Raw genomic sequence first — 16,244 nt, 5'->3', positions numbered from 1 at the left:
GTCGAGGCCGGCGCTCAGACTCCGGTGGATGACCGGCCCGAAGGCGTTGAGCTGGAGCTGGCCGCCCTCGGCGGCACGGCCAGGGCGGCGAGCAGTTCGGCGAGGTGCGCGTCGAGGGCCAGCTTCAGGGCGATCGGATGGACGTCGTTGGTGCTCTGGCCGAGGTCGACGTGGTCGAGCGGGTGCAGGACCGCGTACTCGCCCCGGGAGCGGCCGAGCAGTTCCAGGGCGCGGTTGGCGATCACCTCGTTGGCGTTCATGTTGGTCGAGGTGCCCGCGCCGCCCTGGATGAGGTCGACCACGAACTGGTCCCGCAGCGCCCCGTCGCGTATCTCGGCGCAGGCGTGCGCGATCACCGAGGCGCGCGTGCCGTCCAGGGCGCCGACCTCGGCGTTGGCGCGGGCCGCGGCGCACTTGACCGCCGCCAGGGCGCGGATCATGTGCGGCCGGTCGGCGAGGGTCTCCCCGGTGAGGGGGAAGTTGGCCAGCGCTCGGGCGGTGTGCGCACCGTAGTAGGCGTCGGCCGGGACGTCGACGTCGCCGAGCATGTCGTGCTCCGTCCGGTGGCCGTGGTGGGTCGGGTGGGCGTGGTCCGGCGGCGACGGCGGGACGGCGCACCGGGGCCCCGGGGTCGGGGTCGGGGTCGGGGTCATCGGGGTCCTTCGGGGGTGGAGGGAATCACGGGCGCGGCGCGGTCCAGGCCGGTCCAGGCCAACGCGATCGCCCCGTCGAGCAGGGCCCGTTGCGCCGTGCCGCCCACGCAGTACGCGGCGAACTCGTGCTGGTGGTTGGTGGCGGGCAGCGAGCCGATGCCGATGTACGGGTGGATGGCCGGCACCACCTGCGAGACGTTGCCCATGTCGGTGGAGGCCCGGTTCATCCGTGCGGCCTGACCGGGCGGCGCGAACTCCCTGCCCAGGGCGAGGGCGTTCGCGCGGTAGTGGCCGAGGGCGGTCGCGTCCGTGCGGAACTCCGCGTACGGCCTGCTCTCCGGCTCGATCCGGAGGTCGCAGCCCGTGGCGAGGGCGCCGGCCTCGAAGGCCCGCATCACGCGTGGTTCGAGGACGGCCAGTTCGGCGAGCGTCTCCGCCCGGACGTACCACCGTCCGGTCGACCGCTCCGGGATGGCGTTGGGGGCGTCCCCGGCGTGGGTCACGACGCCGTGCACCCGGGCCGAGGCCGGCAGTTGCTGGCGGAGCAGACCGATCGCGACCTGGGCCACGGTGAAGGCGTCGGCGGCGTTGACCCCGGCTTCCGGATAGGCCGCGGCGTGCGCGGACTTCCCGGTGTACGAGATCCGGGAGTGGCTGACCGCGAACGGTCGGGCCTCGGCGACGTCGACCGGCGCCGGATGCACCATCATCGCGAGGTCCACCCCGGCGAAGGCGCCGCGGTCGAGCAGCTCGATCTTGCCGCCACCGCCCTCCTCGGCCGGGGTGCCGTAGACCTCGACGGTCAGGCCCGCGTCGTCGGCGACGGCCGCGAGACCGAGCGCGGCCCCGACGGAACTGGCCGCGATGAGGTTGTGCCCGCACGCGTGGCCGAGGCCGGGCAGCGCGTCGTACTCGGCGCACAGGGCGATCCGGACGGGCCCGCTGCCGAACCGGGCGTGGAACGCCGTCTCCAGACCCAGATAGGACGAGGTCACGTCGAATCCGGCCCGGTCGAGGAGTTCCGGCACGGCGGCCGCGGCCCGGTGCTCCTCCCAGGCGGTCTCCGGATCGGCGTGCAGCCGCTCGGAGAGGCCGATCAGTTCCTCGGCGTGACGGTCGACGGCCTGCCGGGCCGCCTTCTTCAGCGCGCCCGCTGCTTCCCGCGCGCCCCTCACAGGTCGCCCGGGACGCCGTACGAGGGTGCCGAGGCCGGGTCGATTCCGCGCCGCACGTAGTCGTCGCGCTGCGGCAGCCAGACGTCGAGGAGTTCGCCGAGCCGGTCCACGGGATCGTCGGCCCAGTCCACGCGCAGGTCGGTCACCCGCCACTCCACGTCCGCGACGACCGCCAGGCCCGCGGAGCGCAGCGGCCCCTCCTCGCCACCGGCCGCGACGGCGGCCTGCAGGGCGGCGAGGAGCCGCTCTTCGAGTGCTCCGCCGGCCGCGGCGTAGGCGTCGAGGAGAACACCGGGGATGTGCTTCCCGGACAGCATGTTGCCGGCGGCCACGGCGCCGTCGGCGGTGGCCGAGGCGTACGTGCCGAGCGTCCGCGCGCCGCTGTGCGCGAACCCCGCGCCGGTGCGGCCGAGGACGGTCAGCTGCCGGTACCCGATGGTGTCGGCGTTGCGGGCCGCGCCGGTGACGTCGGCGAGGGCGCGTTCGGCGTCCGAGTGGTCCGCGAGGCCGGCGAGGAGGCTAGTGCCGAGCGTGGGGTCGGTGATGTTCTGCGAGGTCGCCGCCCCGACCCCGGGCCGCAGATGGGCGACCCGGGCGAACACGGCCGGACTCGACGAACTCGCCACGACGCCGAACCGGTCACCGTCGCGTACGACGAGGGAGAAGGTCATGACGTTCCCTCCTCGGCGGGCCGGGGGATCACGGCGATCGCGTCGATCTCGCACAGCCACTCCGGGCGGGCGAGGGCGGAGACCACCAGGCCGGTGGAGATGGGGTGCACGCCCTCGGTCCAGCGGCCCACGGTCCGGTACACCGGCTCGCGGTAGCGCGGGTCGATCAGGTAGATCGTCAGCTTGACCAGGTGTTCCATCCGGCCGCCCGCTTCTTCCAGCAGCATCTTGATGTTGGCCATGGCCCGCTGGGCCTGGGCCTCGGCGTCGCCGATGCCGACGGACTCGCTGGTGTCGAGGTCCTGGCCGATCTGGCCCCGGACGTACACCGTGTTCCCGGCGACGACGGCCTGGCAGAGGTCGTTGTCGAGGCTCTGCTCGGGATAGGTCTCGCGGGTGTTGAACGGGCGGATCCGGGTGTGCCCGCCGACGACGATCGGGGCCTTCGCCCGGGCGCCGTCAGGGGTCGACGTCGTGGAGGTCATCGTCCGCTCCTCAGTTCTTCCGGCCCGCGGGCGCGGCGCCGGTCCAGTCGGTCGGTCGGGCCGGTCGGGCCGGTCGGATCGGTCGGGTCAGTCGGATCGGTCGGGTCAGTCGGATCGGTCGGGTCAGTCGGATCGGTCCGGTCAGTGGGGCCGGTCCGGTCAGTCGGGTCAGTCCGGTCAGTCGGGTCAGTCCGGTCAGTGGGGCCGGTCGGGCCGGCGGGGCCGGTGGGTTCGTACGCGAGGTAGCCCCGCTGTGTCGTGATGTGGTCGGCCACGTACCGGGCGTCGTGCCAGACGCCCCAGATGAAGCTCGACCCGCGCCGGGACTGCCAGGGCAGGCCCAGGAAGTACACGCCGGGCTCGGAGGACACCCCGCGTCGCTGGTCCGGCCGGCCGTCCTCGTCGAACGCCCCGACCTCCAGCCAGCTGTAGTCGGTCGCGTAACCCGTCGCCCAGAGGATGGAGGTGACACCGGCCGCGGCCAGGTCGAGTTCCGCGCGGGGGCTGGTCACGCAGTCGGGGTCCGGGCCGAGGACGTGGGCCTCCGGCTCCTCGGGGAGGTCGAGCCCGTTGCGCTCGACGTACGCGTCGGCGGCGCGGAGGAACTCCAGGTGCTGGGCGTCGCCGTGGGCGATGTTCGCTGCGAGGTCCGGCGCGAAGCGCAGGACGCCGCCGTCGTAGGACGTGGTCATGCCGACGAGTTCGACACCGGAGGCGGCCAGGTCCCGGAAGTCCACGGTGTGACCGCCGTGCGCGCCGCTGACGGCGATGGTGACGTGCTCGGCACCCTGGGGAGGGGTCTGCGCGTCCCAGATCCCGAGCACGCCGAGCCACCAGCAGAAGTCACGCCCGCGGTACGCGCGGGGCGGACGGTCGTGCGGTCCGACGGAGAGGAAGACCCGACGGCCGGACCGCCGCAGTTCGTCGGCGATCTGGACCCCCGAGGAACCGGCACCGACGACGAGCACCGCGCCCTCGGGCAGCTGCCGCGGGTTGCGGTATCCGCTGGAGTGGATCTGGGTGGGGACGGCGCCGTCCGGCACGACCGGCGGGATCACGGGCCGCTGGAACGGTCCGGTCGCGGCCACGACGAAGCGGGCGTCGATCGGGCCCGCGGACGTCTCGACGCGGAAGCCCGGCCGGCCGTCGTGCCTGCGGACCGAGGTCACCTCGACGCCGCTGCGGATCGGGGCGCCCATCTTCTCGGCGTACGCGACGAAGTAGTCGGCGACCCGCTCCTTCGACGCGAAGGCGTCGGGGGCGATGCCGGGGGCGACGTCGGAGAACTCGAGGCCGGGGAACCGGTCGTGCCACGCGGGCCCGTTGGCGACCAGGGAGTCCCACCGCTCGGAGCGCCACCGCTCGGCGATGCGGTGCCGCTCCAGGACGATGTGCGGGATGCCGTGGGAGCCCAGGTGCTCGCTCATCGCCACGCCTGCCTGGCCCGCCCCGACGACGACTACTTCGGTCTCTTCATGCGGCATGTGCGCCTCCACTCGGGCGGTAGGCCATCCCGGCGTCTCGTTGACCCGGCTACCGCACGGCCCATCCTTGGGCGCGCCCGCGAAACCGTCCAACAGATGTTTTCGTTGTGGGCGATCTGATTTTCAGATGCTCCAGCGCGAGACGCTCTTGACCTCTGCGAGGGCGGGCCACTAATTTGCGGTCAGCATCGACCTGTGACGACCGAGAGGAGGCGACCGCCGGATGAACACCAGCTCCGACCTGAGTCGCCTCGCCCACAGCACGGTCTGGGTTCCGGGTCGCATCGCCCACGGCTGCTGACGGCGCCGTTCGCCTGTGCCGTCCGAGGCACGTTCCCTGTTCAGTGTTCGTGCCCGTCCGAGGCACGTTCCCTGTTCAGGGTCCGTGCCCGTCCGAGGCCCGCTCCCGTTTCCGGGTTTCCCTTCACCACTTCCTGGCACGCCGTTGTCGCGTGCCCTTCTGCGCCCGTTTCTCTCATGTGGCGCGCCTGAACACAGAAAGCTGCCCGACATTGGCGAACATGATGAATCGACCCATCGCGCACCGAATCGAGGGCCCGTCATGGTAGCGGCGCGTATCACCGTCAACGGGAATGAAGCGCCGATCGCACCGGCCGCGCCCCACACCACGGTGCTGGACTTCCTGCGCGAGCGCGGTCTCACCGGCACCAAGGAGGGCTGCGCCGAGGGTGAGTGCGGCGCCTGTTCGGTGCTGGTGGCCCGGCCCGGGGTGAACAGGCCGACCGACTGGGTGGCGGTCAACGCCTGCCTGGTCCCGGTCGCGGCGCTCGACGGTCAGGAGATCGTCACCTCCGAAGGCCTCGCCACCCCCGGCGAACCCGGCAGGCCGCCCACCCTGCACCCGGTGCAGGAGGAGATGGCGGTCCGCGGCGGCTCCCAATGCGGTTACTGCACACCGGGGTTCATCTGCAGCATGGCCGCCGAGTACTACCGGCCGGACCGCTGCGCGCAGGCCGCCGATGAGGCGCGTACGGCCCCCGGCACCGACGCCGAGCACGGCCCCAACGGTTTCGATCTGCACGCGCTGAGCGGAAACCTGTGCCGCTGCACCGGCTACCGCCCCATCCGCGATGCCGCGTTCGCCGTCGGCGCGCCCACCGACGAGGACCCGCTGGCACGGCGTCGCGAGCAGACTCCGCCGGCACCGGTCGCCACCGCGTACGCCCAGGACGACAGCGTCTTCCTGCGGAAGAGCACCCTCGCCGAAACGCTGGGGGTACTGCGCGAGCGGCCCGACGCGGTGGTGGTCGCCGGCTCCACCGACTGGGGCGTGGAGGTGAACATCCGTTCCCGGCGGGCCGGTTGTGTGGTCGCCGTCGACCGTCTTCCCGAACTGCGGGAGCTGCGCGTCGAGTCCGGCCACATCGAGATCGGGGCGGCGCTGACCCTCACCGAGATCGAACGCCGCCTCGACGGCGAAGTCCCGCTCCTCGCGGAGCTGTTCCCCCAGTTCGCCTCCCGGCTCATCCGCAACGGTGCGACCCTCGGCGGCAATCTGGGCACCGGCTCCCCCATCGGCGACAGCCCGCCGGCCCTGCTCGCGCTCGACGCGTCGGTGGTGCTGGCCGACGCCGACGGTGAACGCGAGGTCCCCCTGGCGGACTACTTCACCGGCTACCGGCAGAGCGTGCGCCGCCCCGGCGAGCTGATCCGGGCGGTACGCGTCCCGCTGCCGCTGTCGCCGGTCGTGGCCTTCCACAAGATCGCCAAGCGGCGCTTCGACGACATCTCCAGCGTGGCGGTCGCCTTCGCGCTCGACGTCGACGGCGGCATCGTCCGCAAGGCGCGCATCGGCCTGGGCGGTGTCGCCGCCACCCCGATCCGCGCCCTCGCCACCGAGGCGGCCCTGGAGGGCAGGCCGTGGACGCCGGAGACCGTCGAGGCCGTGGCCGCGGTGCTGCGGGAGGAGGGCACGCCGATGGACGACCACCGCGCCAGCGCCGCCTACCGCTCCGCGATGCTCGGCCAGAGCCTGCTGAAGCTGTACACGCGAACCACCGAGGCGGTGTCGTCATGAGCCAGTTGTCCGAGCGTCCCGAGAAGTCCGTCGTCGGCCTCCCGCTGCCGCACGAGAGCGCCGCCCAGCACGTCACCGGCACCGCGCTCTACACCGACGACCTGGTCCACCGCACCAAGGACGTCCTGCACGCCTACCCGGTCCAGGTGATGAAGGCCCACGGCAGGATCACCGCTCTGCGCACCGGGCCCGCGCTCGCGGTGCCCGGTGTCGTCCGGGTGCTGACCGGTGCCGACGTGCCCGGCGCCAACGACGCCGGGATGAAGCACGACGAGCCGCTGTTCCCCGACGAGGTCATGTTCCACGGCCACGCGGTCGCCTGGGTGCTCGGCGAGACGCTGGAGGCGGCCCGGCTCGGCGCCGCGGCCGTCGAGGTGGAACTCGACGAACTGCCCTCCCTCATCACCCTGCGGGAAGCGATCGAGGCCGGCAGTTTCCACGGCGCCCGGCCCGCGATGCTGACCGGCGACGTCGACGCCGGCTTCGCCGACTCCGCGCACGTGTTCACCGGCGAGTTCCAGTTCTCCGACCAGGAGCACTTCTACCTGGAGACGCACGCGGCGCTGGCCTACGTCGACGAGGCCGAGCAGGTCTTCGTCCAGAGCAGCACCCAGCATCCTTCCGAGACCCAGGAGATCGTCGCCCACGTGCTCGGTCTGCACAGTCACGAGGTGACCGTGCAGTGCCTGCGGATGGGCGGGGGCTTCGGCGGCAAGGAGATGCAGCCGCACGGGTTCGCGGCCGTCGCCGCGCTCGGTGCCAGGCTGACCGGCCGGCCGGTCCGGCTGCGGCTCAACCGGACCCAGGACCTGACCATGTCCGGCAAGCGGCACGGGTTCCACGCCCGATGGCGGATCGGCTTCGACGCCGAGGGCCGCATCCAGGCCCTCGACGCGACCCTGACCGCGGACGGCGGCTGGAGCCTGGACCTGTCCGAGCCGGTGGTGGCCCGCGCGCTGTGCCACATCGACAACACGTACTGGATCCCCAACGCCCGCATCGAGGGGCGCATCGCCCGGACCAACAAGGTCTCCAACACCGCCTTCCGCGGCTTCGGCGGACCGCAGGGCATGCTGGTGATCGAGGACATCATGGGCCGGTGCGCGCCGCTGCTCGGCCTCGATCCGACGGAGCTGCGGGAGCGCAACTTCTACCGGCGGGGCCAGTCGACGCCGTACGGACAGCCGGTCGTCCAGCCGGAGCGGATCACGGCCGTCTGGGAGCAGGTCAAGGAGAACGGCGACATCGCCGGGCGGCTGCGTGAGATCGCCGCCTTCAACGCCGCGCATCCGCACACCAAGCGGGGCCTCGCGCTCACCGGCCTCAAGTTCGGCATCTCCTTCAACCTCACCGCCTTCAACCAGGGCGGCGCGCTCGTGCTGATCTACAAGGACGGCTCCGTCCTGATCAACCACGGCGGCACCGAGATGGGCCAGGGCCTGCACACCAAGATGCTGCAGGTGGCCGCGACCACGCTCGGCATCCCGCTGCACAAGGTGCGCCTCGCCCCGACGCGTACCGACAAGGTGCCCAACACCTCCGCCACCGCCGCCAGCGCGGGAACGGACCTCAACGGCGCGGCGGTGAAGAACGCCTGCGAGCAGCTGCGGGAACGGCTGCTTCAGGTGGCCGCCACCCAGCTCGGTACGAACGCCTCGGACGTACGCATCGTCGAGGGCGTCGCACGCGGCCTCGGCAGCGACAAGGAGCTGGCCTGGGACGACCTGGTGCGCACCGCGTACTTCCAGCGGGTGCAGCTGTCGGCGGCCGGTTTCTACCGGACCGAGGGCCTGCACTGGGACGCGAAGGCGTTCCACGGCTCGCCGTTCAAGTACTTCGCCCACGGCGCCGCCGCGGCCGAGGTGGAGGTGGACGGCTTCACCGGCGCGTACCGCATCCGGCGGGTCGACATCGTGCACGACGTCGGCGACAGCCTGTCCCCGATGATCGACATCGGTCAGGTCGAGGGTGGCTTCGTACAGGGCGCGGGCTGGCTGACCCTGGAGGACCTGCGCTGGGACGCGGGTGACGGGCCGCACCGCGGCCGGCTGCTCACGCAGGCGGCGAGCACGTACAAGCTGCCGAGCTTCTCGGAGATGCCCGAGGAGTTCCATGTGACGCTGCTCCAGAACGCGAGCGAGGAGGGCGCGGTCTACGGGTCCAAGGCGGTGGGCGAGCCCCCGCTGATGCTGGCGTTCTCGGTACGGGAAGCGCTGCGGCAGGCCGCCGCCGCGTTCGGTCCGGGCGGTGTCGGCGTCGAGCTGGCCTCGCCCGCGACGCCGGAGGCGGTGTACTGGGCGATCGAGGCGGCCCGCCGGGGCGGCGACGCCTCCGCCGTCGGGGCCGGCTCGGCAGCGTTGAGCGGTGCCTGACATGACGTGGTTCGCCGCGGTCGCGCGGCTGCGGGCACGCCGGGAGTCCGGCGTGCTCGTGACCGTCGCGACCGTGCGCGGCCACGCCCCGCGCGACGCCGGTGCGAAGCTCGTCGTCGGGCGGACCGAGACCTGGGGCTCGATCGGCGGCGGCAACGTGGAGGCCGTCGCGATCGACCGGGCCCGGGAGATGATCGCCGCGACCCGGCCGGAGCCGGAACTGATCGACTTCGCCCTGAACGACAAGGTGACCAACCGGCACGGCGTGCAGTGCTGCGGGGGCACGGTCTCGGTACTGCTCGAACCGCTGCCGGTGGTACGGGCGGTGGCCATCTTCGGCGTCGGACACGTCGGGCTCGAACTGGCGCGCATCCTGGCACGTCAGGACCTCGACCTCCATCTGATCGACAGCCGCTCCGACACCCTGGCCGAGCGGCGGCTCGGCGTGCTCGCGGACGCGGTGGCGCAGGTGCGGGTGCACCACACGCCGCTGCTGCCGGAGGAGGTCCTGGAGGAGCTGCCGCTCGGCACTCACGTCCTGATCATGACCCATGATCACGCGGAGGACGCCGCCCTGTGCGACGCCGCTCTGCGGACGAAGCATCTCGGCTCCATCGGCCTCATCGGGTCCGCGGCCAAGTGGGGGCGGTTCCGCAAGCGCCTCGCCGGCGAGGGCGGCCACGACGAGGCCACCATCGATCGGATCAAGACCCCGATCGGCCTGGCCGACATCACCGGCAAGGAACCCGCGACGATCGCCGTGAGCGTCGCCGCGGATCTGCTGCGCACCTTCGAGACCGAAGGCGCCTGAAGGCTGCCCCGCACGCGCGCGTGCGGGGCAGCCTCACGTCGGGGAGGCCGGCTGCGGTCTCGGCTGTCTGCGCGGCGTCGACCGTTCGGTCGAGGGTCACGATGCACGTCCCGAACGGGGCGGACTCCCCCGTGACATGGCGGCTCACCGGCCCAGCTTGCGACCGACCGCCTCGGCGTCGTCGTGCCGGAGCACGTCGAGCAGCTCCCAGGCCCCCTGCCAGGCCTCCCGGGCCCTTTCGGGCCGGCCGGCCGCCGACTCGACGTCGCCGAGGTGGTCGAGCGCGACGGCCTCGTGGTACGCGGCACCGACCTCGCGCAGCCCCGACGCAGAGACCCGGAAACAGTGCGCGGCCCGCTCCAGGTCGCCCGTCTCCTGGTGCACCACGCCCAGGCTGTCCCAGGTGAGGGCCAGGCTCCGCCGGTCCCCGAGCTCCTCGAAGACCAGCCGGGCGGCGTCGCACATGGCCAGGGCCTCGGCGTGGTTGCCGAGCAGGGCCTGGAAGTAGCCCACGTTGTTGAGGGCTTTGGCCTCGCCGCTCCGGTGCCCGAGGGCCCGGAAGAGGTCGAGCGCCCGCTGGTTGTGGTTCAGCGCCTCATCGGGGCGTTCCCGCTGCTCGTACCGGCCCGCGAGGTCGAGGTGGACGTCCGCCTGGCCGAGCAGGTCCTCCTCCGCGGAGAACAGGTCGAGCGCCCGGCGCAGATGCGTCCCGGCCTCGGGGTCCCGGGCGGTCCAGCGCAGGGCCGCGGCCAGACTGCGGTGCGCCCGTGCGCGGGCCGTCGCGTCGCCCATGCGCTCCGCCGCCTCCAGGGCGGCCGTCTGGACCTTCGCCCCGTCCGCCCAGTGCCCGCCCCAGGAGAGGTACGTCTTCAGTACGTAGGCCAGCTGCCAGCAGGCCAGGTCGAGACCGGCCGCGCCGGCCCGGACGACCGTCTCGACGAGGGCCGGGTGTTCGCCGGTGAACCACTCCCTGGCCTCGCCGATGTCCGCGAGGTGCTCGGGGTCCACTCCACGCCCCGCCTTCGGGGGCAGGCCGACGGGGGCCAGTTGGGGGTCCATGAGCAGCGCACCCCGCTGCGCGGTGTGGAGGTAGTGCTCGGTCATCCGTCGCAGGGCGGTGCGGCGGCTCGTCCCGGCGTCGGCCTGTTCGCCGAGTTCCACCGCGTAGGTGCGCAGGAGGTCGTGGAAGGCGTACCTGCCGTCGGCGCCCTCGGTGACCAGGTTGGCCTCGGCCAGCTCGGTCAGCAGGGCGTGCACCCGGGGCGACGGGAGCGCCGCGAGGCTGCCGGCCACGGACACGGTGATCGCGGGCCCGGGGTGGACGGCGAGCAGCCGGAAGAGGTGTGCGGCGTCGGTGCTCAGCGTCTCGTACGACCAGGAGAGCACCGCGCGGACGTCGCTCCAGGCGTCGCTGCCGGTGAAGGCGTCGAGACCGCGGGCGCGGCGCAGCCGCTCGACGAGCCGGGTCAGGCTCAGGGCGGGGGTGACCGCCGCCCGGGCGCCGACGACCGCGAGGGCCAGCGGGAGGCGGGCGGCCAGCTCGACGGCCTCGTCGACCGCGCCGGGGTCGGCGGCGACGCGGGCGTGGCCGACGCGGGCGGTGAGGAGTTCCCGGGCCTCGTCGGGTGACAGCACGTCGAGGGCCACCGGCTGGGCGTCCTCGACGGCGACGAGGCCGAGCAGCTGGTCCCTGCTCGTCACGACGGTCAGGCTGGTCGTGGAGCCGGTGAGCAGGGGCCGTACGTGTGCGGCGTCGCGGGCGTTGTCGAGGAGGATCAGGTAGCGGCGTCCGTCCGTCAACGTGCGGAAGAGAGCGGTCCGGGCCTCCTGGGACGCCGGGACGCGGGCGCGCGGCACGCCGAGGCCTTCGAGGAGGCTGCGGAGGGCGCCGTCCGGTGTGACGGCGGATCCGTCCGGTGCGAAGCCGCGCAGGTTGAGGTGGAGCTGGCCGTCGGGGAAGTCCGTGCGGACGCGGTGCGCCCAGTGGACCGCGAGGGTCGTCTTGCCCACGCCTCCGGGGCCTGAGACGACGATCGGTCCCGTGCCGGCGTGTCTGCGGGCGTCGTCGAGGAGCGCGTCGAGCCGGGCCAGCTCGGCCCGTCTGCCCGAGAAGTAGCGGGAGACGGGGGGAAGCTGGGCCGGTATGTGGCCCGTCGCGGGCGAGGCCGTACCGTCTCCCGCGGTCTGCGCGGTGGCCGGTGCGGGGGCGGGCGCGGAGGCCGGAGCCTCGCTCGTGGGCTCGCCGTGGCCCCGCAGGATGTCCGCCAGTGCCTCCTGCACGGCACGACCGGGTGAGACGCCGAGCTCGTCCGCCAGGATCCTCCGGAGCCGGTGGAAGACGGCCAGGGCCTCCGCCTGGCGGTCGGTGCGGTGCAGGGCCAACATCAGATGGCGGTGGAACCCCTCGCGCAGCGGATGCTGTTCGGTGAGCGCGTACAGCTCCGCGGCCAGTCCGTCGTACCGGCCGAGCCACAGGTCGGCCTCGCAGCGCCATTCGAGGGCGACGAGCCGGGCCTCGTCGAGGGCCTGGAGGCCCGGCCCGTACTGCAGGCTGTGGCCGAGTCCGGGAAGGTCCGCGAGCGGGCTGCCCCGCCAGAGCTCCAGGGCTGCCGCGCACGCGCGACGTACGGTGGGCCAGTCCTCGCGGAGCCGAGCGGTACGGGCGGTGCCGAGGAGTTCCTCGTGCCGGTCGCTGTCGAGCGCGCCGCGGTCCACGTCCAGGACGTATCCGGGTGGCACCGAGCGGAGGCGGGCGGCGCCCTCGGGGCCCAGCGTTCTGCGCAGGCGCGTCACGTGGTTGTGCAGGGAGCTGGAGGCCGTCGCGGGGAGGGCCGTTCCCCACAGGGCGGCCTTGAGGTCGTCGGAGGAGACCACCTGACCGCGTTTCAGGAGCAGGATGCCGAGCAGGATCCGGACCTTCGTGCTGCCGATGACGAGAGGGCCGGCGGCGTCCTGCGCCGTGAGAGGGCCGAGCAGACCGAAACGCATCTGTGTGACTCCAGGGCTCGGTGGTTCGGATGATCGCGTACGTCGGTGAACGGACTGGTCACAGGTTGTACGCCACACCACACGGCCCACGCGAACCGGACACGCGCTCACGCCTCAAGCGCACGTTCGGACAAGGGACTTCTACGTGCCGGTGCCCGGTTTCGGGTGAAACGCCTGGAAAGCCTCGCGCGACCCCGACTGCGCGGCCAAGAAGGCCCGTGTGGAGCACCTCTACGCCGTCGCCGACGGCGAGTGCCGGGGCGGGGCGGCAGGCAGGCAGGCAGGCAGTGGACCGAACGCGGCGCCAGGCGCAAGGAGCAGCTGCGCGAGCCCAGGCCGAGACGGCGGCCCCACGGGGTGAGGGACCTGTTCGCCGCCTACGACCTGGGCAAAGACCGGCCTTACGGTCATACCGAGAAGACCAGGAACCGCTCGAAGTTCCTGGAGTTCTGCCGCCGCCTGCGCTCACTGCATCCGGTCGAGAAGCGCATCGCGATCGTCTGCGACAACCACTCCCCACACCTGGCGACGAAGCGGTGTCAGAGGGTCGGGACCAGTTCACCGCCCGGCGCCACTTCGCCCTCGACGGCACCGACCCTCCAGCCACACAGTGCAAGGCAGCATGATCCGCCGCTCCATCATCTGGCGGAACACACGTTGCCTCATGCTAGGAACGGCCACCTGCGTCGACGGCGTGTTCCTTGAGGAAGACGCCCGCGTGGGCTGCGGCTTCTTCCGCGGTCGCGTAGCGCGTCCCCTCGGTGACCGCGGCGGATGCTCCATCAGCGCCCACGCCGGTCCAACTCCAGTCGCCGGAAGGCGCCTGCACGAGTTCGGCAGTCCCCCCGAAGAGTACGAGCGTGCTCCTGCCCGCCGTCGCGGGCACTGAGCGGCTGACGGCGTCGGGCCATTTCTTACGGGCACCCTGCCGGGTGATGCCCCAGACAGCCCCCATCTGCTCGTAACTGGCGCCGTAGGAGCCGGCGGTTGCTGCCGCGTGCGCGGTCAATCGCCTGACCTCGGCATCCATCACCTTCCAAGCGGCCAGGACGGACAGTGCCACTTCGATGGGGTGCGCTTCCCACATACGTTCCGCGGGCAGCCCGGTCTGTCGGGAGCGAATCGCCGAGGCCAGCGGATTCAAGGCGTCGTACAGCGCCTTGTCGAGTTCTGCCTGCTCTTCCGGGGTGATCTCAGAGACCATCATGCGACAACTATAGTTTACGAATCGCCATTCGTAAACCAAAGTTTCCATACCGTCTCGCTCGCGTCCCGGCCGCATCAGCGAGACAGGCCCTCCAGGGCCGTGCCAGGCGCCGTTCACCCCGGGGACGACTTGGCGGAGGCGTTCGTCGGCAGCGTGCTTGTTCCGCCAGATGATCTGGCGGCGGACCATGCTGCCCTGTTCCTCAGTGGGCGGGCTCGGCACCATGAAGGGCGAACGTTGCTCGATGGGGCCACGGTCGCGAACCCGGACGATCCGACCGGCCGCTGTACGGTGACGGCGTCCTGCCGCACCTGAGGCCCGTACGCCGGACGCCGCGGCCGTGGCGAACCTCGTCCGCGGCTTCCGCGAACGCATCCCTCACTGCGGGTATCCCTGGCGCCGTGCACGGGACTTGTGTTTTCCTGAGGTCATGAGCCTTCTCGTGATGCGTCGACACGTGGACTACGTGCGCGTCACGACCATGGCGTGTTCCCGCTGACACCGAGGCCTCGACCCGGCGTCCGGACCACACCGACGCACTCGCCCCGACGGCTCCTGGGCGCCTCCTGACGGCCTCGTCCTGCCCCGCGGTCCGCTTCGCCGCCTTCCTCCCGAACTCCTGCATCAGGTTCTCGGCTCCCCGGCGGCGGACAGGCGACCACGCGCGGCACACCACACCATCCACCGCAGCAGGAGGAGACGCATGAGCGTCCGTGGCATCCCCAGCACCCCCGAAGCCCCCGAAGCCCCCGAAGCTCCCGAGACCGTCGGCAGTGTTCTCGACGGCGGTCGAACCTACGGCCCCGGTGTTCCCGGTCCGCGGCGCTTCGCCGAGGAGTGGGAGGCGTGGCACCGGGACAAGGACGCCCGGCTCGCCTCGGAGCACGGCTTCCTCGCGATCACCGGTCTGCACTGGCTCTCCGCCGAGCCCCAAGCGTTCCCGGGCGTACCGGGCACCTGGTCGACGGGAGACGAAGGCGTCGTCGTGGAACTCGACGAGGACGTGGAACTCGTCGTCGACGGCGTGGTCGTACGAGGGAGGCACCTCTTCGGCGTCATTCCGGAGCGCGGCGGCGTCGACGCCGTCTGGGGCGACACCGTGATCGAGGTCGCCCGGCGCGGCGGCCACGACGTGGTGCGCCCGCGGGACCCCGGCCACCCGCTGCGGGTCGCCTTCACGGGTACGCCCGCGTACGCGCCCGATCCGCGCTGGGTGGTCACGGGCCGGTACGAGGCCTTCGACGAGCCGCGACCGACCACGGTCGGCGCCTCCGTCGAGGGCCTCCGGCACGTGTACGACGCTCCGGGCCGCGTCGTCTTCCGGCTCGACGGCCGGGAGCTGAGCCTGACCGCGTTCAACGGGCACGCGCCCGGCAGCCTCACGGTGCTGTTCACCGACGAGACCTCGGGCGTCACCACGTACGCGGCCAACCGCCATCTCGGTGTGGAGGCTCCCGGGCCCGGCGGCACGGTCGTCCTCGACTTCAACCGGGCGACCAATCTGCCCTGCGCCTACACCGACTTCGCGACCTGCCCGCTGCCGCCGGCCGAGAACCGGCTGCCCGTGGCGGTCGAGGCCGGGGAGAAGATCCCCCACGAGCGCGGCCCGGTCGCCTAGCGGTGCCTGCGGACGGCGCCTGCACGGTGTCGTCGCGGCGTGACGGCGTCGTGGCGACCCCGTGGCGATCCCGTCCGCCTCGTGGCGGCGCCGTCCGGTGTCGCCCAGTATCCGGGTGGACGGCCGTGCTGCTGCGGGGCCGTCTCCCGTCACTCGCAAGGACAGGTTCCTCATGGCGATTTCCAGCACTCTCACTGTCGACGAAGCGCTGCCACGTCTCGCCGGTCTCACCGTGGTCGACGTCCGCTCTCCCTGAGAGTTCGCCTCCGGCCGCCTGCCGGGTGCCGTCAACATTCCCCTGGACCGCGTCGACGGCAGCCTGGCGGAGCTCCGGCACGCCGCCGAGACCGGACCCCTGCTCGTCGTGTGCGCGTCCGGCGCCCGCTCCGGCAAGGGCGCGGCTGTCCTCGCCTCCCACGGGATCGCCGCCGCGAGCCTCACCGGCGGCACCCGCGCCTGGGCCGCCGCCGGTCACCCGCTCGAGTACCCGCCCGGCCCCGTACGCAGGGTCTGGGGGATGGAGCGTCAGGTGCGTTTCGCCGCGGGCGCCCTGGTGCTCCTCGGCCTGGTCCTCGGGCTGCTCGTGCATCCGGCGTTCCAGCTGCTTTCGGCGGCGATCGCCGGCGGCCTCGTCTTCTCGGCGCTCACCGACACCTGCGGCATGGCGGTCGTCCTCGGCCGGCTTCCCTTCAACCGGCGCGGCCCGGCGGATCGCGGGTGACCCGTGCCGCCGCTTGCCGCA

General features: G+C 72.6%; 11 protein-coding genes and 3 pseudogenes. 6 read left to right on the top strand and 8 right to left on the bottom strand.

What is annotated here, in order from left to right; genetic code table 11:
• Positions 1–14: 14 nt before the first annotated feature.
• Genes ACN9M0_RS34395 through ACN9M0_RS34375 form a run of 5 tightly spaced genes read right to left on the bottom strand, consistent with a single transcriptional unit; the run spans position 15 to position 4,468 of the window.
• Entirely contained in the window at positions 15–653 is a 639-nt protein-coding gene (locus tag ACN9M0_RS34395; protein ID WP_426404812.1) for a lyase family protein, read from the bottom strand.
• Complete coding sequence (locus tag ACN9M0_RS34390; protein WP_426404811.1) at positions 650–1,828, bottom strand: M20 family metallopeptidase; 1,179 nt, start codon at positions 1,826–1,828, stop codon at positions 650–652. Before ACN9M0_RS34390 ends, ACN9M0_RS34395 begins: the two co-directional genes overlap by 4 nt.
• Positions 1,825–2,499 carry a DUF1028 domain-containing protein gene (locus ACN9M0_RS34385; protein WP_426404810.1) on the bottom strand — a complete coding sequence of 225 codons (675 nt, stop codon included), beginning with the start codon at positions 2,497–2,499 and terminating at the stop codon, positions 1,825–1,827. Before ACN9M0_RS34385 ends, ACN9M0_RS34390 begins: the two co-directional genes overlap by 4 nt.
• A complete protein-coding gene (locus tag ACN9M0_RS34380; protein WP_426404809.1) occupies positions 2,496–2,984 on the bottom strand; it encodes a RidA family protein in 489 nt (162 codons plus the stop codon). Before ACN9M0_RS34380 ends, ACN9M0_RS34385 begins: the two co-directional genes overlap by 4 nt.
• On the bottom strand, positions 2,981–4,468 hold the full coding sequence (locus tag ACN9M0_RS34375) for a flavin-containing monooxygenase (RefSeq protein ID WP_426404808.1): 1,488 nt from the start codon (positions 4,466–4,468) through the stop codon (positions 2,981–2,983). Before ACN9M0_RS34375 ends, ACN9M0_RS34380 begins: the two co-directional genes overlap by 4 nt.
• A 562-nt stretch (positions 4,469–5,030) precedes the next feature.
• On the opposite strand from ACN9M0_RS34375, the gene ACN9M0_RS34370 reads away from it, so the two are divergent.
• The 3 genes from ACN9M0_RS34370 to xdhC are packed head-to-tail and all read left to right on the top strand — an operon-like array spanning position 5,031 to position 9,689.
• On the top strand, positions 5,031–6,506 hold the full coding sequence (locus tag ACN9M0_RS34370) for a xanthine dehydrogenase small subunit (protein ID WP_426404807.1): 1,476 nt from the start codon (positions 5,031–5,033) through the stop codon (positions 6,504–6,506).
• On the top strand, positions 6,503–8,878 hold the full coding sequence (xdhB, locus tag ACN9M0_RS34365; RefSeq protein ID WP_426404806.1) for a xanthine dehydrogenase molybdopterin binding subunit: 2,376 nt from the start codon (positions 6,503–6,505) through the stop codon (positions 8,876–8,878). Before ACN9M0_RS34370 ends, xdhB begins: the two co-directional genes overlap by 4 nt.
• Position 8,879: 1 nt before the next feature.
• A complete protein-coding gene (gene xdhC / locus ACN9M0_RS34360) occupies positions 8,880–9,689 on the top strand; it encodes a xanthine dehydrogenase accessory protein XdhC (RefSeq protein ID WP_426404805.1) in 810 nt (269 codons plus the stop codon).
• 144 nt (positions 9,690–9,833) lie between these two features.
• Here xdhC and ACN9M0_RS34355 read toward each other — a convergent pair whose 3' ends face one another.
• Positions 9,834–12,677 carry an AfsR/SARP family transcriptional regulator gene (locus ACN9M0_RS34355; RefSeq protein WP_426404804.1) on the bottom strand — a complete coding sequence of 948 codons (2,844 nt, stop codon included), beginning with the start codon at positions 12,675–12,677 and terminating at the stop codon, positions 9,834–9,836.
• Between the two features lie 175 nt (positions 12,678–12,852).
• Here ACN9M0_RS34355 and ACN9M0_RS34350 point away from each other — a divergent pair.
• Positions 12,853–13,329: pseudogene (locus ACN9M0_RS34350) on the top strand (IS630 family transposase); the annotation flags it as partial.
• Positions 13,330–13,344: 15 nt separating this feature from the next.
• Here ACN9M0_RS34350 and ACN9M0_RS34345 read toward each other — a convergent pair.
• Together ACN9M0_RS34345 and ACN9M0_RS34340 are read right to left on the bottom strand one after the other, a co-directional pair.
• A complete protein-coding gene (locus ACN9M0_RS34345) occupies positions 13,345–13,884 on the bottom strand; it encodes a hypothetical protein (protein ID WP_399697556.1) in 540 nt (179 codons plus the stop codon).
• Positions 13,885–13,989: 105 nt separating this feature from the next.
• Positions 13,990–14,088: pseudogene (locus ACN9M0_RS34340) on the bottom strand (transposase); the annotation flags it as partial.
• Between the two features lie 499 nt (positions 14,089–14,587).
• Between ACN9M0_RS34340 and ACN9M0_RS34335 the strand changes: the two are divergent.
• Together ACN9M0_RS34335 and ACN9M0_RS34330 are read left to right on the top strand one after the other, a co-directional pair.
• Positions 14,588–15,502, top strand: a complete 915-nt coding sequence (locus ACN9M0_RS34335) for a DUF1684 domain-containing protein (protein WP_426404803.1) — start codon at positions 14,588–14,590, stop codon at positions 15,500–15,502.
• Between the two features lie 172 nt (positions 15,503–15,674).
• Positions 15,675–16,223: pseudogene (locus tag ACN9M0_RS34330) on the top strand (rhodanese-like domain-containing protein).
• Positions 16,224–16,244 lie beyond the last annotated feature (21 nt).

This window comes from Streptomyces sp. R-07 (genome assembly GCF_049913175.1).
Taxonomy (GTDB): Bacteria; Actinomycetota; Actinomycetes; order Streptomycetales; family Streptomycetaceae; genus Streptomyces.
The sequence above is the reverse complement of the archived record's forward strand: the minus strand, read 5'-3'. Positions and strand labels throughout refer to the sequence as shown.

Bases quoted from the DNA above. Each gene is read 5' to 3' on its own strand.
- ACN9M0_RS34355 (WP_426404804.1), bottom strand. From the start codon at position 12,677: ATGCGTTTCGGTCTGCTCGGCCCTCTCACGGCGCAGGACGCCGCCGGC.
- ACN9M0_RS34335 (WP_426404803.1), top strand. From the start codon at position 14,588: ATGAGCGTCCGTGGCATCCCCAGCACCCCCGAAGCCCCCGAAGCCCCC.
- ACN9M0_RS34385 (WP_426404810.1), bottom strand. From the start codon at position 2,499: ATGACCTTCTCCCTCGTCGTACGCGACGGTGACCGGTTCGGCGTCGTG.
- xdhC (WP_426404805.1), top strand. From the start codon at position 8,880: ATGACGTGGTTCGCCGCGGTCGCGCGGCTGCGGGCACGCCGGGAGTCC.
- ACN9M0_RS34375 (WP_426404808.1), bottom strand. From the start codon at position 4,468: ATGCCGCATGAAGAGACCGAAGTAGTCGTCGTCGGGGCGGGCCAGGCA.
- ACN9M0_RS34380 (WP_426404809.1), bottom strand. From the start codon at position 2,984: ATGACCTCCACGACGTCGACCCCTGACGGCGCCCGGGCGAAGGCCCCG.
- ACN9M0_RS34345 (WP_399697556.1), bottom strand. From the start codon at position 13,884: ATGATGGTCTCTGAGATCACCCCGGAAGAGCAGGCAGAACTCGACAAG.
- xdhB (WP_426404806.1), top strand. From the start codon at position 6,503: ATGAGCCAGTTGTCCGAGCGTCCCGAGAAGTCCGTCGTCGGCCTCCCG.
- ACN9M0_RS34370 (WP_426404807.1), top strand. From the start codon at position 5,031: ATGGTAGCGGCGCGTATCACCGTCAACGGGAATGAAGCGCCGATCGCA.
- ACN9M0_RS34395 (WP_426404812.1), bottom strand. From the start codon at position 653: ATGACCCCGACCCCGACCCCGACCCCGGGGCCCCGGTGCGCCGTCCCG.